A 20,103-nucleotide genomic window follows, 5' to 3' on the forward strand; every position below is an offset into this window, starting at 1 on the left:
TCTTGACGGATTTTCACGTTTTGTATTGGCAGACGGCTCTCCGAACATCTCACCCTTTGTTACTCTCTCTTTCGGAGATCGTCTATGTCGATTTATGTTGGCAACCTTTCCTTTAAGGTGACAGAAGCGGATTTGACCGCTGTTTTTGCTGAGTACGGTTCTGTGAAGCGGGTGCAGATCCCCACTGACCGTGAGACAGGCCGCATTCGGGGCTTCGGGTTTGTGGAAATGAGCTCTGAAGCAGAGGAGCAGGCTGCCATTGCTGCTCTGGATGGGGCAGAATGGATGGGGCGCGACCTCAAGGTGAACAAAGCTCGTCCCCGGGAAGAACGCCCTGCTTTCGGTGGTGGTGAGCGGCGGCGGAGTTTTCAATCTCGCTATTGAAACGCCCGCTAGGGCTTCCCGGTAGCTGGCCAGGGGGCACCTAGGCGCGAGCCGGTCTTGGGCTACGATTCCGGGATCCGGCTGTTTCTCTAGCCTGCTTCCATTGTTCCAACAGAGGAGTTGATGAGGGATCCCGATCAACTCCTCTTACTCTTAAGATTCTTCCTTGCTCCCTGAGAGAGGAAAATAAGACGCTTGGCTTGGGTTACGGCGAGTTCGGGGATCCCTCTGGCCAAGGATCTGTCAGGTCGGCGGTCAAGGGATCCCAGTCCCATCCCCAATCGCGGGCAATGGCCTGAGTAATCCCCAGTTGCCCGTGGCCGGGGTAGCGGGCCAGCGCTACCACCAGATCGATAAGCTGCTCACCGGCAGGGATCCGGCCAAAGATGTGCAGCCCATCGCGAATCTGGGATTCTTTTAGCTCGCAAAGATAGCCATCCAGGCGATTCCAATCTTCTTCTTTTTCCAGGTTGAACTGTTGGTCTAGATGCTCTGCTCGAACCAGCTCCTGAATCTGGGCGCGAATCAGCGGGCAGCGGCCTGGATCCATCTGTTGGGCCTGCACGTACTCATCCATCAACCGTTCCAAATCCGCCAGGGGGCCGTACAGCTCAGCACGAGTAAGGGGCGGGGTGAGGTGGTCGATAATCACTGCCTGGGCTCGCCGCTTGGCCTGGGATCCCTCTCCTGGGTCGTTGACGATGAAGGGGTAGAAGTGGGGCATTGGCCCCAGAGCAACCTCCGGGTAGCAGGTGGCGGAAAGAGCGGATCCCTTGCCGGGCAGCCATTCCAGGTTGCCGTGCTTGCCCACATGCACCACCGCTTGAGTGCCGAAGACCTGCCGCAACCACAGGTAAAAAGCCAGGTACTCGTGGGGGGGCACCAGATCCGGGGCGTGGTAGTTCAACGAGGGATCCCGGTCGTAGCCCCGCGGGGGCTGGATGCCAACAAAAACGTGCCCCAACTGGAGACCGGCGATGGGGATGTTTTGGGCGGGCGGATTCCCCCATTGCTGAATGAGGTTGGCTTGGATGGGCTCAGGCAAGCGGGCAAACCACTCTCGATAAAGGGCAGCAGAAAGGCATTGCCGAGCCGGGCGCAGGGATCCCAAGGGGTCGTAGGTCTGGCCTTCGGTTAGCCAATGGATGAGTTCATCTCCAGTCTGGGGCAGGGGATCTACTGAGTAGCCAGCTCCCGCCAAAGCTTTGAGAATTTCCACACAACTGGCAGGGGTATCCAGACCCACCCCATTGGCCAGTCGCCCGTCCCGGCTGGGGTAGTTGGCCAAAATCAGAGCCAGACGGCGCTGGTTGGCAGGGGTGCGCCGCAGTTTCACCCAGTTGGCTGCCAGATCTGCTACAAACTCCACCCGATCCGGCACAGCCACGTAGGCCACCACCTCCGTTTGCAAGTGGGGATCCCGCTGTTGAACCGCCTTGAAGGAAACGGCGCGGCTGATGATGCGCCCATCCACCTCCGGCAAAGCCACATTCATGGCCAGATCCCGCGCTCCCAGTCCTCGCGTGGAGTCCTCCCAGCTCTGCCGGGATCCACCGCTGAGGATTACCTGCAAAACAGGCACATCCAACTCCTGCCACAGCCTCACGTCGGGCTGGTGGCTGTCCAACCGCGCCAGAGAAAAGCTGGTGGTGTTGAGCAACAGGTCAATCTGGCTGCCAAAGTGATCCCGAACGGCCTGGGGCAAGTCGGGATCTTGAAGGCTGTAGGTGTAAAGGCACAGAGGCTGCAGCCCCCGCTCCACCAAGGCTTTTGCCAATTGATCCACCGGCTCTGTATTCCCCGCCAGAACATGGGCCCGGTAGAGTAAAATCCCCACCTTGGGAGCTTGGGGATCCGCCGGCGGAGCTACAGGGGGTTGATAGATCCCCAGACGCGGCAGCACTTGAGGATCCGGCACCGAATATTGGCCCCCCAGAAACTCCCTCGCCAGCAACAGCAGACAGGCAGCCACATTCTCCGCTCCCCCCTCCAGCCAGTACCGCCACACCCGATCCGCCACCGCCAGGGGCACAGTGGAATGGCTCACCAAATCCCAGTCGGGGCGATCGTCCCCAGGAATGACGATCAGGGTGGATCCCTCCAAGGACTCCGGCCCGCTACCGCGAACGGCGGCCACCTGCTTGGCCACCTCCAGGCCATAGCTCCAGTAGGCCCTTCCCCCCAACAGGCGAAGGAGCACCACCTGCGCCCGCCGCAGCACCCTCTCGGCATAGTCATCCAGGCTTAGGGGCTGTTGCAACTGCAACAAATTGGCCGCCCGCACCGCCGGAAAATCGCCGGGCAACAGGCGCAGGGCTGCGCTCAAGGCCGTGAGATCCGTATCGGCTGCCGAAAGGATAACGATGGGAGCGGGATCCTGCTCCAAGAAAATGACGCCGGATTGGGAAGGATCCCATCCCCCTGGCAAAGCAGCTATTCGGTGCATGGCCGCTCTCCCAAGGGAAGGAAGCTCAGGCTTAGCGACTGTACTTGAAGCACAGAAGCACCCCAGCGCCCAGCGCTCAACTGGTCAGGAAGGGCTCCCGTAGTGGTTCCCGCTACCCAAGCATTGCCCTGTCCAAAGTGCTCCGCACCGCTGGCGCGAAAGTGCTCCGCACCGCTGGCGCGAAAGTGCTCCGCACCGCTGGCGCGAAAGTGCTCCGCACCGCTGGCGCGAAAGTGCTCCGCACCGCTGGCGCGATCGACAGCAATAGAGTCAGCCACCTCATTCGCAGGAGTTCCGAACTGGCGAGCCCACTCGATTGAATGCGAACCGTAGGCTCTCAGAAGAATTGAACTGGCAAAAAAAGTTAAAGCACTTGCGAAAACTACCCTGCCCACCCTTTTTTTCATATCCTTCAAGTCCCCCCTTGCCGACTAGGGCAGCACCGCCTAGAGCCTAGCATGGGGCAGCTTTCTGCTGGCTACTGGGGTGTTGAGCTGCCGCAGAGGGATCCCGCCCTGGCAAAGCCTCAGCCTAACGAGCGTATTTGAGTACCAAGACATCTTTCATGCCCACAAGGACTCCGTCCCGCTGACGCGAAAGGACTCCGTCCCGCTACCGCGAAAGGTGCTGGGGCAGAGGTGACTTAGTCAACGATACGCTCAACCATGCTGAAAATAATGCATAATATGTTCAGCACGGCTTACTATCGGTTGATCCTTCTGCCTACTTTCGAGTCTGCCGGCAGGGTAGCCAAAGTAAAGCAGAAAATTGGTAGTGAGACGTCGTTGAAACGGCGCTCTGGGTGTTATGCTCAGGGCTTTGCGGGATACCGCCTTTCTGTTCAGCAGTGGACAGGATGCGATCGCTTCACCGTTGAGCAGTAATGCTCAGCAGTGTTCAGCGTAAATGTATCAGGTCGCCGCCACCGGTCAACACCAGGCCATCCACCCAAGACAGCAAAACCTGGGGCTCGCTTTCGCCTGGGGGAAAAAGAACAGGGATCCCTCCGGCAGCGCGAATGGCGTCCACATAACGGCCTGGCGCTACAAAGTCTCCCTCGTCATTGCGGTTGCGGGTGGTAACGCCGATGAGCGGTCGATTTGAAAAAGGGGATGTCCGATTCATCCTTCTACGATAACCTTATTTCCCGATGTTGATGGTGCTATGCCTACAGCAGAGGAACCGCACCACTGTCCTGAGCAGAAAAATCCAAAGTTTTCCCCCGCGATAGGAGTTAAATCTCGTTGTTGCGCAACGCTAACGCAAAGGGATCCCAGAAATCGCCGAAGCCATTAACCTTTCCCAAGGAAGTAGCGGCGGCTGATCCCTTGGGCCAGCAAGACGAACAACACCAGGGATCCCTGAATCACACCGGCCAAAGAAGACTCCAATTGCAAAGAGAGAGGCAGTTGCAAGCTGCCGATGTTAAGACTGCTGAAGAAAAAGGCAATCGGCAAAATCAGCAGGGGGTTAAAGCCTGCCAGCATCACCACCAACAAGGCCAGAAAGCCCAAATTGCTGGAGATATTGGGGATGAGGCGATGGAACAGAGCCAACACCTGCAAGGCGCCCGCCAGCCCTGCTAAGCCCCCACAGCAGGCAAATGCCATGAGCAACCTGCGGGTAGCCGGGATCCCCAACCGGAAAGCAGCTACAGGGTTTTTCCCCACCGCCCGCAACTGCAGGCCGAAGCGAGTGTTGCCCACCACCAGCACCGTCAGGGCCAAAGCCAACAGGGCCAGCAGCAACGCCACCGGACTGGCCTCTGACCGCCCCCAGGTGGGCAACCACAGACGGGGATCCAACACTTCCGTCCCGCTCATGGAAGCCACCCCCGGCCTTTTCCAAGGGCCGAAGATCAGGTAGAGCACCCAACCTTGGGCAACAAAATCCAGCCCCAGCCCAGCGAAGATCTCGTTGACCCGCCCCCACACATTCAGGATCCCAGCCAACAGGCCCCAGCCCGCCCCGCCCAGGATCCCGGCCAAAAGCGCCAAGGTAATGGCCAGTGGCGGCGGCAACCATCCCGCTTCCAGACGCACCAGAAACGTGGCCGCAATTGCCCCGACCACCATTTGCCCTTCGATGCCCAAGTTGTAGAGACCGGCAACAAACGTAAACACCAGCCCACAGCAGCAGAGGACAAGGGGAGCCAGCGTTGCCAAAACCCGGCCAAACTGAGCTTCAGTGCCGAAGGCCCCCTGCCACATGCTGGCCGCCACCTGGAGAGGTGAAGCCCCCGCCAGCAGGATCACCCCCGCCACAAATAGCAGCGCTGCCAGCCAAGCCAATCCCTGGATTACCCAGGTACGCTCTAGAGACACCCACGACCGGCCCGATTCCGCTATTCCCGCCATGCTTTAACACTTCCTAGGATTCTTAAACTTAAGATTTTTAAACTCAAAGAGGCTCCCCGCTGCCCTGCTCCAAGAGGGGATCCAAACGGCGCACCAGTTGCCAGCCCTCCACCGCCGCTAGAGGTTGTAACCCCAAATCCCGGATCTCCACCTTTTCTGCCTGCACCGGAGAAACCCAAAGGTAGTCTCCATATTCCCCTCGTTGCAGAGCCTGATCATCCACCCATCTCCCCGGATGGGGGGTATAAAAAGCGATGGCCTGAGCCTGACAGACATCCGGCAAGCCGCTGCGGCCAATATCCACCACCGTCTCCCCAGCCTCTGTCGAGGACTCCGTCCGAATAGCGCGAACGGACGGGGGCAGCATTTGGTTCCAATCCATTTGGGCAAAAGCAGGGCTGAAGTTGCCGAAATCAGGCCGCAAGACGATGGTGATCATAGCGAGGATCCCGACCAACAAGAGGATTCCCACCCACAGCTCGCCGGCGCAGCGCAACACCCGCCACCAACTGCAGATCCCTGGCAGCAAGAGGTACAAAAGACCCATCGCCACCAGCGGCCAAGCATGAGGCTGTAGGAGCTCCAGACCGTCTACACCTAGCCGGACGGCCACCCCCAAACCCAACAGCAACAGCCCCACCGCTGCCAGTCCCCAAGAGAGCACCTGGGCCAGACGGGGCTTTAAGTGCAAGGACTCCGTCCCGCTAACGCGATCCGCACCGCTGACGCGACCCCGCATAGCCAACGCTTGATCCAAGGCTACCCCGGCCAAGAGAGCCAGCCAAGGGTAAAGCTGCACGGTGTAGTAGGGGGTTTTGGTGGGATAAAGCTGCAACAACAACAGCAGCAGCAGGGGGAAAGACCAGATTAGCAGCGTGGATCCCGGCTGCTGGCGCACCAGGAGAAAGCCACCCACCAAAGCCAAAACCGTCCACGGGAAGCCATGAACGGGAATGTGCCAAAAGTAGTACCAGCCGGTGGCATCGGCATGGAAGGGCTCCTGCCCCAGATCCCACACCTTTCCCACCAAGGTGGTCAGCACCTGCGGGCCATACACCTGCATGGCCAGACCCAGCCAGAGGCCAAAAATCCCCAAGCCCAGCCCAAGCGCCAGCCAAAATGGGGCGGATCCCATCCAGCGGCGCCGTTGCTGCACGAGATAGGGGATCAAAGCCGCCCCCGGCAGCAGGATCATGGCACTTTTCATCAGCAGGCCCAGCCCGAAGGCCACTCCGGTTAGCCAAAACCAAACCCTGTGGCCGCGGATACCGTTGACCAGCCCCAGGATCCCCAGCAGCTCCAGAAAGGTGAGAGGTACATCCTGCCCCACCAGCCGCCCCTGCTGCACCCAGAGGTAGCACAAGGGCAAAATTGCCATCCCCAAAAAGGCCGCCCGCATCGGCAAAAAAGGTCGCCCAATCCAACCCACCAGGGGAATGGAGAGCAAAGCAGCGAGGATCCCTGGCAGCCGCGCTGCCCACTCGTTTACCCCGTACAGGGCAAAACTGAGGGCCACGCTCCAGGTGAGCAGAGGGGGTTTCTCGAAAAAAGGCTCCCCCAAAAAAGTGGGCCCCAGCCAATGCCCTCCCCGCAGCAGCTCGCGGGCCATTTGGGCATAAAAGCTCTCGTCGCAGCCAGCCAAACTGGGATCCGCCCCCGAAAGCACAAACAGAGGCACTGCCAGGCCCATGACTAGTAGGCTTAGGCCCCAAAAGGGCACTAGGTGCGGGTCGCGGCGAAACTGAACGAAGGAGCTGGATCCCGGCAGGGATCTGCGGCTGGGAGAACTGCCTAGACGGTTGGGGTTGCCGAAAGGACGCATGGGACTCCGTCCCGCTAACGCGATGGGACAAGTCAGCAAGGGGCGGCTCTAACCAGACTAGACAAGGACTCCGTCCCGCTTACGCGAGCGGCAGAATTTTTTAGGGAAGCTCCAGAGATCCAGAGGAGCTGATACATTTACGCTGAACACTGCTGAACATCACTGTTCAACTATGCAGCGATAGCATTCTGTTTGTTTCCAACCAGAATGGCGGTATCCCGCAAAGCTTTGAGTAGAATACCCAAAGCGCAGTTTCCGTGTCGTCTTACTACCAATTTTCTGCTTTGCTTTGGCTACCATGTTGGCAGACTCGAAAGTAAACAGAAAGATCAACTGGTAGTAATCCGTACTGAACATATTATACATTATTTTCAGTATAGTTGAGCTTATTATTGACTAGAGTCATGCTCTTCAGCTTATCTGCCGGCAAGGTTAAGCCCTGAAACCAGCTAAAAAACTGCTCGGCATAGGGCCAAAGAGCGGGCTCCAAGTAGTAGAAGTTCTCCCCCCGGTCGGTAAACTCCCAAAACTCTGCAGCCGTAGAGAGCAGCTCTTGGTGGATGCTCTGCAGGCGCGCCAGGGGCTCGTGCTGCATATCCTGATAGATCAGCCTGGCCCAGTCCTCCCGGCCACGACTGAGGAAATAGGCTGCCAAGCGGACTTGGGTTTTGCGGATCCCACGCAGGGTGGTTTCCTGTTGCTCGCTTAAGGACTCCGTCCCGCTGACGCGAACGGGATCCTGATCCAGACGTAACAAGGCTTGCACAATGGCTTCCGTTGTTTCAGAGCCCAGAGCACAGCTCGACTGGGCCAACATTCCCAGATCAAAGCCAAAGGTTTCAGATAGGAAAAAGAGGCCAGCTTTGTAGGCAATTAAGCTGTAGTAGCGAAAGTAGCCAACAATCTGCAAGACCAGAGCCGACTGGCGGTGTTGTAGGGCTGCCTCGGCCAACAAGCGGTACTGCTTGAGCAGGTTGTAGCCGCTGCGGATGTCTCGCGCGTTGATGACGGCCCGCAGATAGGTGTTGAAAAACTTGATCACCCACCCCGCTACCGTGAGTTGTTGGGCTTCCAGGGCGCGGATCCCCAGCTCCCGGCTGTGAATGGCCACCAGGGTGCTCGCCTGGCGCATGCCGTTTAGCCCTTCGGCAAATAAGGCTTGATACTGCCGCAGGATCTTCAGCTCCAGCCAGGATCCTTCTGCCTCAATCTGGCTCAAGAGTCCCTTATCCACCGAAGCAAAGTCTGGATCCCGCCGCAGAGCTGGAGTAAGGAGAAACCAGGCAGGGGGCAGTTGTGCTTTGTGAGCAGCATAGAAGACCCACAGAGACTTCAAGCTGTCCAAGGCTTCCAGGAGAATGCTCCCCTCCTGCTGACGGAGAGCACTGGTGGCGATGCTTTTGATTTCATCCAGAGCCGAGAGGCAGCGCTGATGAGCTGGCGAGCATTCGCCCATTGGAGAGTGCTGCTCTGTTGCTATGCCTACGGCACCCTGTATTCCTGCGCATCGCTGTTGCTGCACAACGTTGTCGTGACGAGGCCGCAGTTGCAGTGAACAACGGGAGAAATAGCCCCTCTTGGATCCGGAGTCCGACCCTGATCTCCTGGAAGCAAGGGATCCCAGGATGGCCTGCCGCACTTGCTGCTCAATGCGATGGATAATCGAAGCCGGCTGCAAAAAGTGAAACACGAAGCGAAAGTAGGGGATCAGCATCAAAAACGAAGCTGTGCCCAGCAGCAGATTCAGCCCGACGAGCAACCCTGGAGGGTGTTGCTCCGCAACGCCAACACGAACGTAAAAGCCCAGGGCTGCCGAACTCCACAAACTGACCACATTGGCCAAAATCAGGAAAAAGAAGAGGTAGAAATTGACTTTCTCGCGCAAAAACAGCTCCGTGACCTTTGGCGTGAAGCGATCCGCGCTCAACTGCACCACAATGGCCACCACCGAGAGGGTAAAGCCCAGCACCCCCGACAACACTTGGGCCAAGGTGGTTACAAATTCCTGCAAAGCTTCTGTATCCTGCGTGGATCCTGCCCGAACCAGGTTCAACCCGCTCTGGATCCAGCGGTGCCCACCCCAAGCCCAAAGCAAACCTGCCCCCACCACTGCAGCACTCCAGGGCAGAAAGCGGGGGCGACGCCCAACAAAGCCTGGATCTGTGTGTCTCTGATACATTTACGCTGAACACTGCTGAACATCACTGTTCAACTGTGCAGCGATAGCATTCTGTTTGTTTCCAAACAGAATGGCGGTATCCCGCAAAGCTTTGAGTAGAATACCCAAAGCGCAGTTTCCGTGTCGTCTTACTACCAATTTTCTGCTTTGCTTTGGCTACCATGTTGGCAGACTCGAAAGTAAACAGAAAGATCAACTGGTAGTAATCCGTACTGAACATATTATACATTATTTTCAGTATAGTTGAGCTTATTATTGACTAGAGTCATGCTCTTTCACAATGGCCCTTCTCAGAGAGGGGGTGCCTCAATACTCGCTTAGAAGAGCTTCCACAAACTCGTAGCTGGAAAAAGGCCGCAGATCTTCTAGCCCCTCGCCGGCGCCGATAAAGCGGATGGGCAGGTTCATCTGCTGCGTAATGGCCAGGGCAATCCCCCCCTTGGCGGTGCTATCCAGCTTAGTCAGGATCACACCGCTCAACTTGGCAGCCTCGGCAAACACCTCGGCTTGGCGCAACCCGTTTTGCCCTTGGGTGGCATCCAGCACCAGAAGGCTTTCTACTTTGGCTTCGGGAGCTTTTTTGTCAACGATGCGGCGGATCTTGGCTAGCTCGTCCATCAGGTTTTTCTTGTTTTGCAGACGGCCTGCCGTGTCCACCAACAGCAACTCGGTGCCCCTGGCCTTGGCGGCTGTGATGGCGTCAAAAACCACCGCTGCCGGATCGGCATTGGGAGAGGGATTGGCGATTACCTCTACCCCTGCTCGCTCTGCCCAAACCTTGAGCTGCTCCACAGCAGCAGCCCGGAAAGTATCAGCAGCAGCAATCAGACAGCGGTATCCAGACTTGCGGGCGACATGGGCAATTTTGCCAATGGTGGTGGTTTTGCCCGCCCCATTCACCCCGACAATCAGCCAAATGTTGAGCGTGTCCCGTTGTGGGGCAAAGGTGGGATTCCCCACCGTCAACATCTGCCGCATCTGCTGCTTGAGGTATTTGACGGCCTCCTCTGGGGGCACCACCTCCTCTCGCATGCGCTTTTGTAGGGCTTGGATGATCTGCTCGGTGGCGTCGATCCCCACATCGGCCTGCAGCAACAGGGCCTCAATTTCTTCCACAGCCTTCTGATCCAGAGGGCCGCGGCCTACCAGCGCTTTCAACTGGTTGATCAGGTTAAGGCGGGTTTTGCCCAAGCCTCGCCGCAGCTTTTGCAGCCAGGAGATTTCCTCAACGGAAATCTCTTCCGGTTTGCGCCCTTGGGCCGCCAGGATCTCGGCTGACCAGCGGAAGCCCTCATCGAAGACCAGCTCTTCCGGCCCAGTCTCTGGAGAGGGAGCAACGGCTGGAGTCACCGGCTCGGGTTTGGGCTCATCCACGGCGCTGGCTTGCAGGGCTTGGAGACGCTCAGCAGCACGGGGAGCCAGATCGAAAAACGAGGGAGCTGCCGCCGGCTGCACAGGGGGCGATTCTGGAGATGCTGGTTCTTGTGTTGGAGTGGAGGACTGGACGGGTTCACGGGGTTCTGCTTGGGCAAGTGGGCCGGAGTCCTCAGTCGAGGCCGGTGGCTGCAGCTGGACGGATTCTGCAGGGATCCCTTCCGCTGGCGCAGGTGGGACAGAGTCCTGGGTTGCCGGTGGGGCTTGGGCAGCAGCACGGGCCTTCAGGTTGGCATAGGCGGCTTTGGCGAAGGCCAAATAGTCTTCCGGGGAGATCTCCGCCGGTTCCGGGGCCGGTGGCGAAGGCTCTGCTTCACCAGAAGAGTCGGTAGAGTCGGTATAGCGGCGGCGAAACCAATCGAAGGCCATAATCCCATCTCCAGCCTGGCTGATCTTTATCCAGTTTGACAGAGCAGCTCTCCTGCTAGAGCGCAGCCCTGGGGAGCTCATCCCTGCTCAATGGGGATCCCCGTTAGCGGGACAAAGTCCTTTCCAGCGTCTCCACCCGCACAAACCCAATCACCTGCAATTGGTCAGGCTCTATCTCCAGGCTGAGCACCCGCACCAGAATCCCGCTCTCTTCCAGCTCTTGCAGGTCAAACACCTCATTGAGCCCGCCCAAAAACGCTGCTGAGATCTCATCAGGAACCCGTACAGAACCGATCACAAACTCCGGATTCTCCAGCTTTAGGCTGCGCCCTTCCTCCATGCGGATTCCAGCGTTGAACACCACCTCCACTGCTCGCGTTGGCTGGACGGAGTCCTTCTGCTCGGTACCGCCGTCTTCCTCCACCAAAAGGGCAGAGAGCTGAATGCGGTTGGGATCCAAAAACTCGACGCGGGGCTGACGCAGATCGAAACGGCGAGCTTCCCTTCCCGCTCCCCCAAAAGGCAGATCGGCCCGGAGATCCTGAAACTGGCGGAGCACCTCTGGCATGTTGAGGGCAGCATTCAAGTCCTCTTCTCGCACCACCACCCGCACCGCAGCTTGCAGAGGTCGCGTCAGGCGCAAGGGAGCCCCCTGGAAAAAAGAGGGGTCAATTGCCACCGGATCGGTTTCCAGCTCCAGAAGCTCGATGCGGGGAAAGGGCGCTCGATAGAGCCCGCGACCGGCGATCAGCAGGCGATCCGCTTGGCCATTCAGCAGCCGGTAATTGGGCTGGCTTTGGATGCGCACCTCCAAAACCTCTGCCCGATCCAACTGATCCAACAGAAGCTGCCGCGCCGTCTGATCCGCCAGATAGCTCGCTCCTCCTCCCAAGCCCGCCAACAGCCCCAAGAGAACTGCCAGGATCTCCATGATCACTGCCCTGCTGTGCCCTAACCTAGGTTAGCAAGGGGATCCCTGGCCCACCTTGGGGATCCGGGCTAGCGCATCACCTTGAGGGGGCTGGCCTCAATGGGGCGATTGCCCATAAAGGTTTTGGCAATTTTCAGGCCATCAGCCATTATCGGGCGATTGAGCGTGGGATCATGAATGAATTTGGCCCCAGAGGCAACCGTTGGGCGTCCCTCGCCCCAGGTGTCCACGACTTTGAGAGTTGCAGCAGTAACTGGACGTCCGTCGGCATAGTAATCCACCACTTTCAGGGTCGAAGCCCCAACCGGACGGTGGTCAATCTCAATTTCGCTGAACTTGACAGGGCTGGGAAACACCGGTGGGCCGGATTTCTCCTCCAGCAGTACCGGCATCTGAGCAGCCCCGGAGGCTCCATCAGCAGGCAGGGGAGCCAGGTTTAGAGCATTACCCGTTTGCGTTGGCGGAAGAGCGTCCTTTCCCATAGAAGAAGCCTCTTGCTCTGGAAGCGTGCCGGAATGACCATTTGGAACGGCCATAAGAAACTCCTGAGTTGGTAGAGATAATAGAGATAATGAACAAAACAGGACGGGAAAGGGCAGGAAGCTAGATCCCAGTGGAGCGCTGCAGAAGAGGGATATCCTTGGCAAGGCTAAAGGTTGGCCTCCCCAAGTTCAAATGAGTGAGACTGAATCTCGAATCTAAAAATATTCTAAACCAAAGTTTGGCATGGGATCCGCCGGCTGTGACCCAACGGTTCCTGAGACGATGCCGGCCAGTCGCGTTAGCGTTGCGCAGCTATGACGTCCTCTTCGCTTCAGCCACTCCCTGGCAAAATCCAAAGCGGACGGTACACTAGTGAGTTAGCAAAGTCTATGGCAGGGATCCCCTATTCCTATTGGCGCTGGGCAAGGTGGGCTACACCGGCTCTGTGGGCGTTGCTGCTTTGGTCTGCTCCTGCGGCTTGGGCTTCTGCCCCGGATGCGCCCCCATTTGACTTGGGTGTCGTCCGCTCCCGTTCTTTGCCGTGGAGACATCCTCTCCTTGTTCCCGAGCAGAAGGATCCCATCCCAGCCACTCGCGTTAGCGGGACGGAGTCCTGGGTTGAGGTCGAGGTGACAGAGCATCCCTTTCTGGAGTTCACCCTTGAAGAAAGCAACGCAGCTATTGCCCTATTCGGCTGTGATTGCCCGGCCCACCTCAACCAGTTGCGGAGACTGCGTGGCCTGCCTTTGCTGTGAAGCATAGCTCCACCAGTAGCCATCCCCGACCAAGAAACACAGGAAGTCATCAAGGCCAAAGATTGGGAGCGAGAGCCATTTCAGCCGGCCTTGGGCAGAAGGGATCCCTCTGGGCCGAGTTAGGGCAGGACAGGGAGTAGCGGCAGGATCTCAATCTCGGTGCGTTGGGTTTGTTCGGGGGATCCGGAGGGCCAAATGGAGCCGCCGGAGCCGTGGAGTGGAACGGTCTGACCGGCTGGGCTGACCATGCCGTGCTGAATGATGAGCTGGTTGAGGCGGGCAATGCGCTCCGAGACGGGGGGATGGGTGCGCAGGAACTCTGGCACAGATCCGCGGGATTGCAACTTGGCCAAAAATTGCGGCATGCCCTGCGGGTCAAACCCGGCGCGATAGGCTGCCCCCAGACCTTTTTCATCGGCGATAAACTCGTTTTCACGGCTCTGCGGGCGCCGTACTCCCAATTCCAGGGCCAGAGCGGCCAGGGTACTATCGTTGAGCCCCAACAATTGAGCCCCAAACTGGGCAGTGGCAGCCTGCTGCAGTTGTTGCAGGCCGTGGCGTTCGCCGATGTGGGCCACCTCGTGGGCCAGCACGGCGGCAATCTGGTCGTCGTTGTCGGCGGCTGCGAGGGCACCAGTGGTGATGTAGACAAAGCCTCCCAGTGTGGCAAAGGCGTTGATGTCGGGATCTTCCACCACTTGAAAGGTGTAGGGCAGATGGGGCCGTTCGCTGTGGGCGGCCACCCGTTGGCCAATGCGGTTCACCCGCTCGACCCAGTAGGGATCCGAACTGAGGCGAAGTTGTCCCCGCGCTTTCAGTTGTCGATCGATCTGGCGGCCTAAGCTCACCTCTTGGGCATCGTTCAACTGGCTCACCTGCAGCCACTGAAGGCCATGAATCAGCAAACGGCCCAGATCTTGGGCATGGGCAGGGGATCCCATCCCAGATGCCGCAAGAATGCTGAGTAGGGCAATGGCGACCGGTCTCACCGCGCGAGAACTCCACCCCTTGGAGAGGAGAGGATCCTGTCCTGCTGGCGCGAGCAGCCTGAGGGTGTGGCGAGGTTTCAACATCAGGAATTGGCTCCATCAAGTACCCTCAAGTTAGCGATCCCGAAGCAAGATTGTCCTGCCACCCAAGCGAAACCGCTTTGCTATCAAGGGCAACCGCCGAGAGAGTTTCCCCTGGCTTGGGGGAATGGAATAGGATAGGGCTCTATATTCAGGCAGACGTTTAAGGGCGGTCATGACGGGATCCCCTACATGGAACCCTGAAATCTCCCCATCTCCAGACTCCTGGGCCACGGGCAGCGTTTACTTTCGGTCGGATGCACAAGGGATTCATCTGCACTTGCCCAGCACCTTGCCTTGGGAGGAGCTTTGGGAAAACCTGGTTTGGCAGTTGCGCAGCCGCAAACCCTACTGGGCCGGGGTCGCTCCCCTCACCCTCTGGAGCCAGCAGCGAGAGCTGGACATGCCCACCCTACAACTTCTTGCTGCCCTATTGTCTCAGCATGGAATGCAACTGTGGCGCGTTCAAACTCGATCCCGCTCGACAGCGATTGCAGCAGCGACGTTGGGGTATTCTGTGGAGCAATCTTCCCTTTTGGAGGCAGTTCCCCCTGCTCCCCCAGACACCACACCTCTGTACCTACGTTCGACGGTGCGCTCTGGCATGTCCGTGCGTCACAGAGGATCCGTATTCCTGTTGGGGGATCTCAACCCCGGCGGCGAGATCGTTGCCGGAGGAGATGTTTGGGTTTGGGGACGCTTGCGCGGCTTGGTTCACGCGGGGGCCAACGGCGACAAGGGAGCTGTAATTTTGGCTTTGCAGTTGGAGCCCACTCAGTTGCGCATTGCCAATCAGGTGGCCCGTCCGCCAGAAGGTGGATCCCTGCCCAACACCCCTGAAGTGGTTTACCTACAGGAAGATGTCATCTGCATCGCCAGCCTTCAAGATTTTCTGCGGAGAGGAGTATGAGCCGAGTCATCGTCATGACCTCTGGTAAAGGTGGAGTCGGCAAAACCACCGTGACGGCCAACCTGGGCACTGCCTTGGCGCGCTTGGGTCGCTCGGTGGTGGTGGTGGATGCAGACTTTGGCCTGCGCAACCTGGACTTGCTGCTGGGGCTGGAGAATCGGGTGGTGTACACGGCCCTAGAGGTGATTGCCGGGGAGTGCCGCCTCGAGCAGGCTTTGGTGAAAGACAAGCGCACCCCCCATCTCTCGCTGTTGCCGGCAGCCCAAACCCGCAACAAAACGGCGGTGAATCCGGATCAGATGCGCCAGTTGATCGAGAAGCTGGCCAGCAGCCATGACTACGTGCTGATCGATTGTCCGGCAGGGATCGAACATGGGTTTCGCAATGCCATTGCCGGGGCCAACGAGGCCATCATCATCACCACCCCAGAAGTGGCAGCGGTGCGGGATGCAGATCGCGTGGTGGGCTTGTTGGAAGCCGCCCAGATTTCATCGACTCAGCTCATTGTCAACCGCCTGCGCCCGGACATGGTGGCAGCCGGCCAGATGATGTCGGTGGAAGATGTGGTGGAGGTGCTGGCCATCCCGTTGGTGGGTATTATTCCAGAAGACCGCGAGGTGATCGTCTCCACCAACAAAGGGGAGCCCCTGGTTCTCTCCGCCAATCCAACTCTGGCTGCTCAGGCCATCCAGCGCATTGCCCGACGGCTAGAAGGGGAAGCGGTGGAGTTTCCCAAGCTGGCCAGCTTGAGCGAGTCTTTTTGGGAGCGGGCCAAACGGTTTTTAAACCAAAAGGTGCTCTGACAACTGTTTTGTCGTTTTTCCCCACTTTATCCAGATTGGAATGGCAATTTTGACCTGTTCACAACTTTCACAACTGAGTAACAAGGCCGGCAAAACCTATGCTCCTCGATTTTTTGGATCAGCTTTTTTCTCGGCACTCCGGCAACAGCCGCCATCAAGCCAAGCAACGGTTAAAGCTGATCTTGGCCCATGACCGCGCTGATCTCACCCCAGCGGCACTGGAATCGATGCGCCTAGAGATTTTGGGGGTGGTGTCGCGCTATGTGGAGCTAGATTCAGAGGGGATGCAGTTTCATTTGGCTACGGAAGGGGGAACGACTGCTCTCATTGCCAATCTGCCCATCCGTCGCGTTAAGCCCTTAGAGACGGGTCTCAGCCACCCGGAAGGCGAGAAAGCCTAGAAGGGGAGATTTTTGGCAGCATGTCGATTTGCTTTCAATTCCCAACAGAGCTGCCCAACGCCAGAGTGGTCGTCAAGCCCGCTCTGTGATACGTTGAGGTAAGTCGTGTGTACTGTAGCGAGAAGCAGGCTGAGTGTAGCTTTTGCAACTTCATGGGGCCGACACACATGAGTTAGCTCTGCGTGTTTGGGCTCATGAACTGCTGACGTGATGGGTAGAGCCCCCTTGACGATTGGAGACTTTTCAGCAGTTTGTATTGGCGTTAGCGTTGCGGAGCAACAACGACGTTAACGATGGCAGCGACGAGATTGTTAGCGTTCAGTAGCTGGAAAGGTAAGGGCTCCGTCCCGCTATTGCGTTCGGTTAAGCCTCAATATGCAAGATTCATTTGAGCTGACGATCCTGTTTACGCTAGCCCTGGTGGCCGGGATCGCTGCTCAGGTGCTGGCTAATGTTGTCAGAGTGCCCAGCATTGTTTTCCTGCTGCTGTTTGGCCTGTTGCTGGGGCCAGATGGTTTGGGCTGGGTTCACCCCCAAGTCATGGGATCCGGGCTGGAGGCGCTGGTGTCGTTGGCGGTGGCCCTGATCTTGTTTGAGGGGGGGCTGAACCTGCGGCTGCAACGCCTCAATCCGGTATCGGATAGCCTGCGCAACTTGGTTTTGTTGGGATCCCTGCTGACCCTGGTGGGGGGAGCGGCAGCAGCTCACTATCTGGGAGAGTTTCCCTGGCGGCTGGCCTTTTTATTTGGATCCCTGGTGGTGGTAACAGGGCCGACGGTGATCAACCCCATCTTGAAGCGGGTACGGGTCGATCCGGCAGTCAGCACGCTCCTGGAGGGAGAAGGGGTGCTCATCGATCCCATCGGGGCCATTCTGGCAGTGGTGGTGCTGCAGGTGGTGCTCTCCGGCCATCCCAGTTTTCTCATGGCCCTGGAACAGTTGTCCAGCCGTCTGGCCATCGGGTCGGCGGTGGGAGCGCTGGGGGGCTGGCTGATGGGATCCTTCCTGCTTTGGTCGCGGCAGTTTTTAACCGAGGAGTTGCGCAACTCGGTGGTGCTGGCAGGGGCGCTGGGGGTGTTTGCCTTGGCCCAGTCGCTGCGATCGGAGGCGGGGCTGATGGCAGTGGTGATGGCGGGCCTGGTGGTGCGGCAGAAGGCGGCCATTGCCGAGCGGGGTGTGCGGCAGTTTCACGGCCAGTTGGTGGTGTTGGCCATCTCGGTGATCTTTATTTTGCTTACCGCCACGCTCTCCCTCAAGGCGGTGTTTGCCCTGGGCTGGGGATCCCTGGCCACAGTGCTGTGCTTGATGCTGGTCATTCGCCCCTTGAGCGTGTGGCTGTGTACCTGGCGCAGCGACCTGAATTGGCGGCAGAAGCTGTTTGTGGCTTGGCTGGCTCCTCGGGGCATTGTGGCGGCTTCGGTGGCCTCCTTGTTTGCCATTTTGCTGACAGAACGGGGCATTACTGGGGGGGATGCCCTCAAGGCGCTGGTGTTTTTGACGATCTCGGTGACGGTGACGGTACAGGGGTTGACGGCAGCCTGGGTGGCCCGTTGGCTGGGTCTGGATCAGGGCAGTTCCACCATAATCATCGGCGATCATCCCCTCACCAACCAATTGGCCCAGTTGATGCGCTCGCTCAACCAGACGGTCGAGGTGATCCCGTTGGTTTCTGGGTCTTCCAAAAATGGGCACGGCAGCTACAAAGCTCCCCACCCAACAGACGGTAAGGACTCCATCCCGCCATCCCGTAAGTCCTCCACATCCCTGTCAGGAACGCCGAAGCGTCGTCCAGCAGATGGCTTGCCCCCACAACTTCATTCCTCTGACGGCAACGGCACCCACAAGTCTGCCCCAAGCCAGGAAGTCGGCAAGCCAGAAGCCATCCCCGGATCCCTGCAGGAAGCTGTACTGAACGAGTCTGCTTTGTTGAAGGCCGATATCGACCATGCGGAAACTCTGTTGATCCTGACTCTGGATCCGCAGGTAAACTGGGCCATTGCCGAGTTGATGGTGAAACTCTCGGTTTCGGCCACCATCTGGACGGTGTTGCTGCCGGATATGCCCATCTCAGAAGGGATCCGCACCTTGCAGCCTTCCTTCCCCCAACTGCAGCGCTGGGCCGGCTATCTGGAGGCCAACCGGGCTGAGCTGCGCTCGATCACCCTACCCACGTTGGCAGACCTGGGCCTGCCTCTCCCTTTATCGCTACGTGACGCTTCTGCGAATGCGGCCTCAACCCTGCCGGAGGCAGTGCGGAGCAATAGAGCTGATGTCTTGACGGCTCAAGAGTCGTTCCCGACAGCGGTGCGGAGCGCTTTTTCAGCACCAGCGCTGCCCAATCCCTTCCTGGCCCAGATGGGACTGGAGGATCCCACCCTTGAACGGCTGCGGGATCAGTTTGCCTATCGAATCAAAGCCGATCTATGCCTGCCCTTGTTGTTGGTGCGCCCGCAGCGGCTGAGGAGCGGCTCATCTCGACCGGGTCGGCTCTTCTACCTGCCTGAGCCAGACATTTGGCGACGCGGGGATCGCATCTACTACCTGGAGCGCGTTTCCAGCCCTGTGGATGCCGGTGCTCTCTCCGCCAAAGAGTCTGATTCCCAAGAATGGGATCCGTCGGCAGCCGTTCGCGTTCGCGACAGCGGTGCGGAGCACAACAGTGGGATAGAGTCTTTGGTGCTGCCCCAGTATGTTGAGGGCGTCAAGCTCCACTTTGATCTCTAGCCAGCCAGCGGCCACTGGGGATGAGGGAACACCCCTGCACCTGCTCAGGCCGACCCAGATAAACCCAAGCAAAGGTGCCGCTATCCAACTGCACCCACTGCCGTTCGTACACCCGCGGGTGGTCTTCCAGTTCGTCCAAGCGGGCCAATAGACTCAAGGGGATGCGGTAGCACTCGCCGTAGAGCCGGTTTCGGCCACGAACTGCCATCGGGTAGGGGCCGAGACTGTAAAGATCAATGTGGTTGAGGCTGTCTGTCCCCAAAAATTCTGCCCCCTGCAGCAAGCTGTGGTATTGGCCGCCCCGCAGCAGGGATCCGTAGACAAAAACCACTGTGGTCGGTTGCATAGCGTTGCGGAGTAATACAGCTGCTTCACAGTGCCTTGAAAATTAGGGAGATTGCGTCCATTTTTGGCCAATGCGCGGCTCCGACCCGGCCAGTAGGCGCTCGATGTTGCGCCGATGAGCACCGATCACATACACCCCGCCCGCCAGCGCAAACAACAAATAGGGCAAAGGCTGAGCCGTTGCCCACATCATCACCGGAGCCGCAACTGCCGCCAGCAGGGAGCTGAAGGAAACGATGCGGGTGAGGGCGAGCCCCAGCAGCCAGACGCCGAAAGTTGTCAGGGCTACTGGCCAAGCCATAGCCAACAAGATCCCCAGGCTGGTGGCCACCGATTTGCCCCCCCTGAAGCCCAGCCAGCAGGAACGGCTATGGCCGATCACCGCGAACAATGCCGCCAAAACCACCCACCACGCGGATCCCAAGGCCGATCCCAGAGCCACTGCTGCTGCCCCCTTGGCAGCATCCACCAGCAACACCAGCAGGGCAGGCCCCTTGCCCAACGTCCGCAACACATTGGTCGCTCCGGTAGAGCCGGATCCCTGTTGACGAATATCGATGCCTCCCCACCAACGACCTACCCAGTAGCCGGTTGGAATGGATCCCAGGAGATAGCCCCCCAGCACCGCAAGAAGAGCCGTAAGCAATGCAGGCATAGCAGGATCTGGAACGCTCTTCCCTCACTTTGCCA

At 58.6% G+C, this 20,103-nt stretch carries 18 protein-coding genes and 2 pseudogenes; 6 read left to right on the forward strand and 14 right to left on the reverse strand.

The window, feature by feature from the left end:
- The first annotated feature begins 84 nt into the window (after positions 1–84).
- A complete protein-coding gene (locus ACVWZ1_RS00105; protein WP_457394815.1) occupies positions 85–384 on the forward strand; it encodes an RNA recognition motif domain-containing protein in 300 nt (99 codons plus the stop codon).
- A 205-nt stretch (positions 385–589) separates the two neighbouring features.
- Here ACVWZ1_RS00105 and cobN read toward each other — a convergent pair whose 3' ends face one another.
- From cobN to ACVWZ1_RS00160, 11 genes and pseudogenes are all read right to left on the reverse strand, one after another.
- A complete protein-coding gene (cobN, locus tag ACVWZ1_RS00110; protein WP_457502215.1) occupies positions 590–2,830 on the reverse strand; it encodes a cobaltochelatase subunit CobN in 2,241 nt (746 codons plus the stop codon).
- Entirely contained in the window at positions 2,818–3,108 is a 291-nt protein-coding gene (locus ACVWZ1_RS00115) for a hypothetical protein (protein ID WP_457502216.1), read from the reverse strand. Before ACVWZ1_RS00115 ends, cobN begins: the two co-directional genes overlap by 13 nt.
- A 619-nt stretch (positions 3,109–3,727) precedes the next feature.
- The gene (locus ACVWZ1_RS00120; RefSeq protein ID WP_457502217.1) at positions 3,728–3,955 is read right to left on the reverse strand and encodes a gamma-glutamyl-gamma-aminobutyrate hydrolase family protein; all 228 of its coding nucleotides are present in this window, start codon (positions 3,953–3,955) and stop codon (positions 3,728–3,730) included.
- Between the two features lie 167 nt (positions 3,956–4,122).
- Positions 4,123–5,187, reverse strand: coding sequence for an ABC transporter permease (locus ACVWZ1_RS00125; RefSeq protein WP_457502218.1), 1,065 nt, complete (start codon positions 5,185–5,187; stop codon positions 4,123–4,125).
- A 43-nt stretch (positions 5,188–5,230) separates the two neighbouring features.
- Positions 5,231–7,009 (reverse strand): ArnT family glycosyltransferase, encoded by a 1,779-nt coding sequence (locus tag ACVWZ1_RS00130; RefSeq protein ID WP_457502219.1) that lies wholly within the window; start codon positions 7,007–7,009, stop codon positions 5,231–5,233.
- 170 nt (positions 7,010–7,179) lie between these two features.
- A pseudogene (locus tag ACVWZ1_RS00135) lies at positions 7,180–7,363 on the reverse strand (hypothetical protein); the annotation flags it as partial.
- Positions 7,364–7,367: 4 nt separating this feature from the next.
- Positions 7,368–9,188, reverse strand: a complete 1,821-nt coding sequence (locus ACVWZ1_RS00140) for a DUF2254 family protein (protein ID WP_457502220.1) — start codon at positions 9,186–9,188, stop codon at positions 7,368–7,370.
- Positions 9,189–9,405 (reverse strand): annotated as a pseudogene (locus ACVWZ1_RS00145) (hypothetical protein); the annotation flags it as partial.
- Positions 9,406–9,494: 89 nt separating this feature from the next.
- Positions 9,495–10,991, reverse strand: a complete 1,497-nt coding sequence (gene ftsY / locus ACVWZ1_RS00150) for a signal recognition particle-docking protein FtsY (protein WP_457398412.1) — start codon at positions 10,989–10,991, stop codon at positions 9,495–9,497.
- 103 nt (positions 10,992–11,094) lie between these two features.
- A complete protein-coding gene (locus ACVWZ1_RS00155) occupies positions 11,095–11,922 on the reverse strand; it encodes an LmeA family phospholipid-binding protein (RefSeq protein ID WP_457465612.1) in 828 nt (275 codons plus the stop codon).
- 68 nt (positions 11,923–11,990) lie between these two features.
- Positions 11,991–12,314: a hypothetical protein gene (locus ACVWZ1_RS00160; RefSeq protein WP_457465614.1), complete on the reverse strand. Its 324-nt coding sequence runs from the start codon at positions 12,312–12,314 to the stop codon at positions 11,991–11,993.
- 480 nt (positions 12,315–12,794) lie between these two features.
- On the opposite strand from ACVWZ1_RS00160, the gene ACVWZ1_RS00165 reads away from it, so the two are divergent.
- Positions 12,795–13,160: a hypothetical protein gene (locus ACVWZ1_RS00165; protein WP_457465615.1), complete on the forward strand. Its 366-nt coding sequence runs from the start codon at positions 12,795–12,797 to the stop codon at positions 13,158–13,160.
- 119 nt (positions 13,161–13,279) lie between these two features.
- Here the strand turns inward: ACVWZ1_RS00165 and ACVWZ1_RS00170 are convergent, their stop codons facing one another.
- Complete coding sequence (locus ACVWZ1_RS00170) at positions 13,280–14,233, reverse strand: M48 family metallopeptidase (RefSeq protein WP_011431982.1); 954 nt, start codon at positions 14,231–14,233, stop codon at positions 13,280–13,282.
- 172 nt (positions 14,234–14,405) lie between these two features.
- Between ACVWZ1_RS00170 and minC the strand changes: the two genes are divergently transcribed.
- From minC to ACVWZ1_RS00190, 4 genes are all read left to right on the forward strand, one after another.
- Entirely contained in the window at positions 14,406–15,140 is a 735-nt protein-coding gene (gene minC, locus ACVWZ1_RS00175) for a septum site-determining protein MinC (protein WP_457502221.1), read from the forward strand.
- A complete protein-coding gene (minD, locus tag ACVWZ1_RS00180; RefSeq protein ID WP_457502222.1) occupies positions 15,137–15,943 on the forward strand; it encodes a septum site-determining protein MinD in 807 nt (268 codons plus the stop codon). Before minC ends, minD begins: the two co-directional genes overlap by 4 nt.
- Positions 15,944–16,041: 98 nt before the next feature.
- The gene (gene minE / locus ACVWZ1_RS00185) at positions 16,042–16,344 is read left to right on the forward strand and encodes a cell division topological specificity factor MinE (protein WP_414356181.1); all 303 of its coding nucleotides are present in this window, start codon (positions 16,042–16,044) and stop codon (positions 16,342–16,344) included.
- 375 nt (positions 16,345–16,719) lie between these two features.
- Complete coding sequence (locus ACVWZ1_RS00190) at positions 16,720–19,068, forward strand: cation:proton antiporter domain-containing protein (RefSeq protein ID WP_457502223.1); 2,349 nt, start codon at positions 16,720–16,722, stop codon at positions 19,066–19,068.
- Here ACVWZ1_RS00190 and ACVWZ1_RS00195 read toward each other — a convergent pair.
- Positions 19,046–19,414 (reverse strand): gamma-glutamylcyclotransferase family protein, encoded by a 369-nt coding sequence (locus tag ACVWZ1_RS00195; RefSeq protein WP_414349642.1) that lies wholly within the window; start codon positions 19,412–19,414, stop codon positions 19,046–19,048. The two genes, ACVWZ1_RS00190 and ACVWZ1_RS00195, sit on opposite strands and share 23 nt — an antisense overlap.
- 42 nt (positions 19,415–19,456) lie before the next feature.
- Positions 19,457–20,068: a glycerol-3-phosphate 1-O-acyltransferase PlsY gene (gene plsY, locus ACVWZ1_RS00200; protein WP_414522593.1), complete on the reverse strand. Its 612-nt coding sequence runs from the start codon at positions 20,066–20,068 to the stop codon at positions 19,457–19,459.
- Between the last annotated feature and the right edge of the window lie 35 nt (positions 20,069–20,103).

It is taken from the genome of Thermostichus sp. MS-CIW-25 (assembly GCF_054060015.1).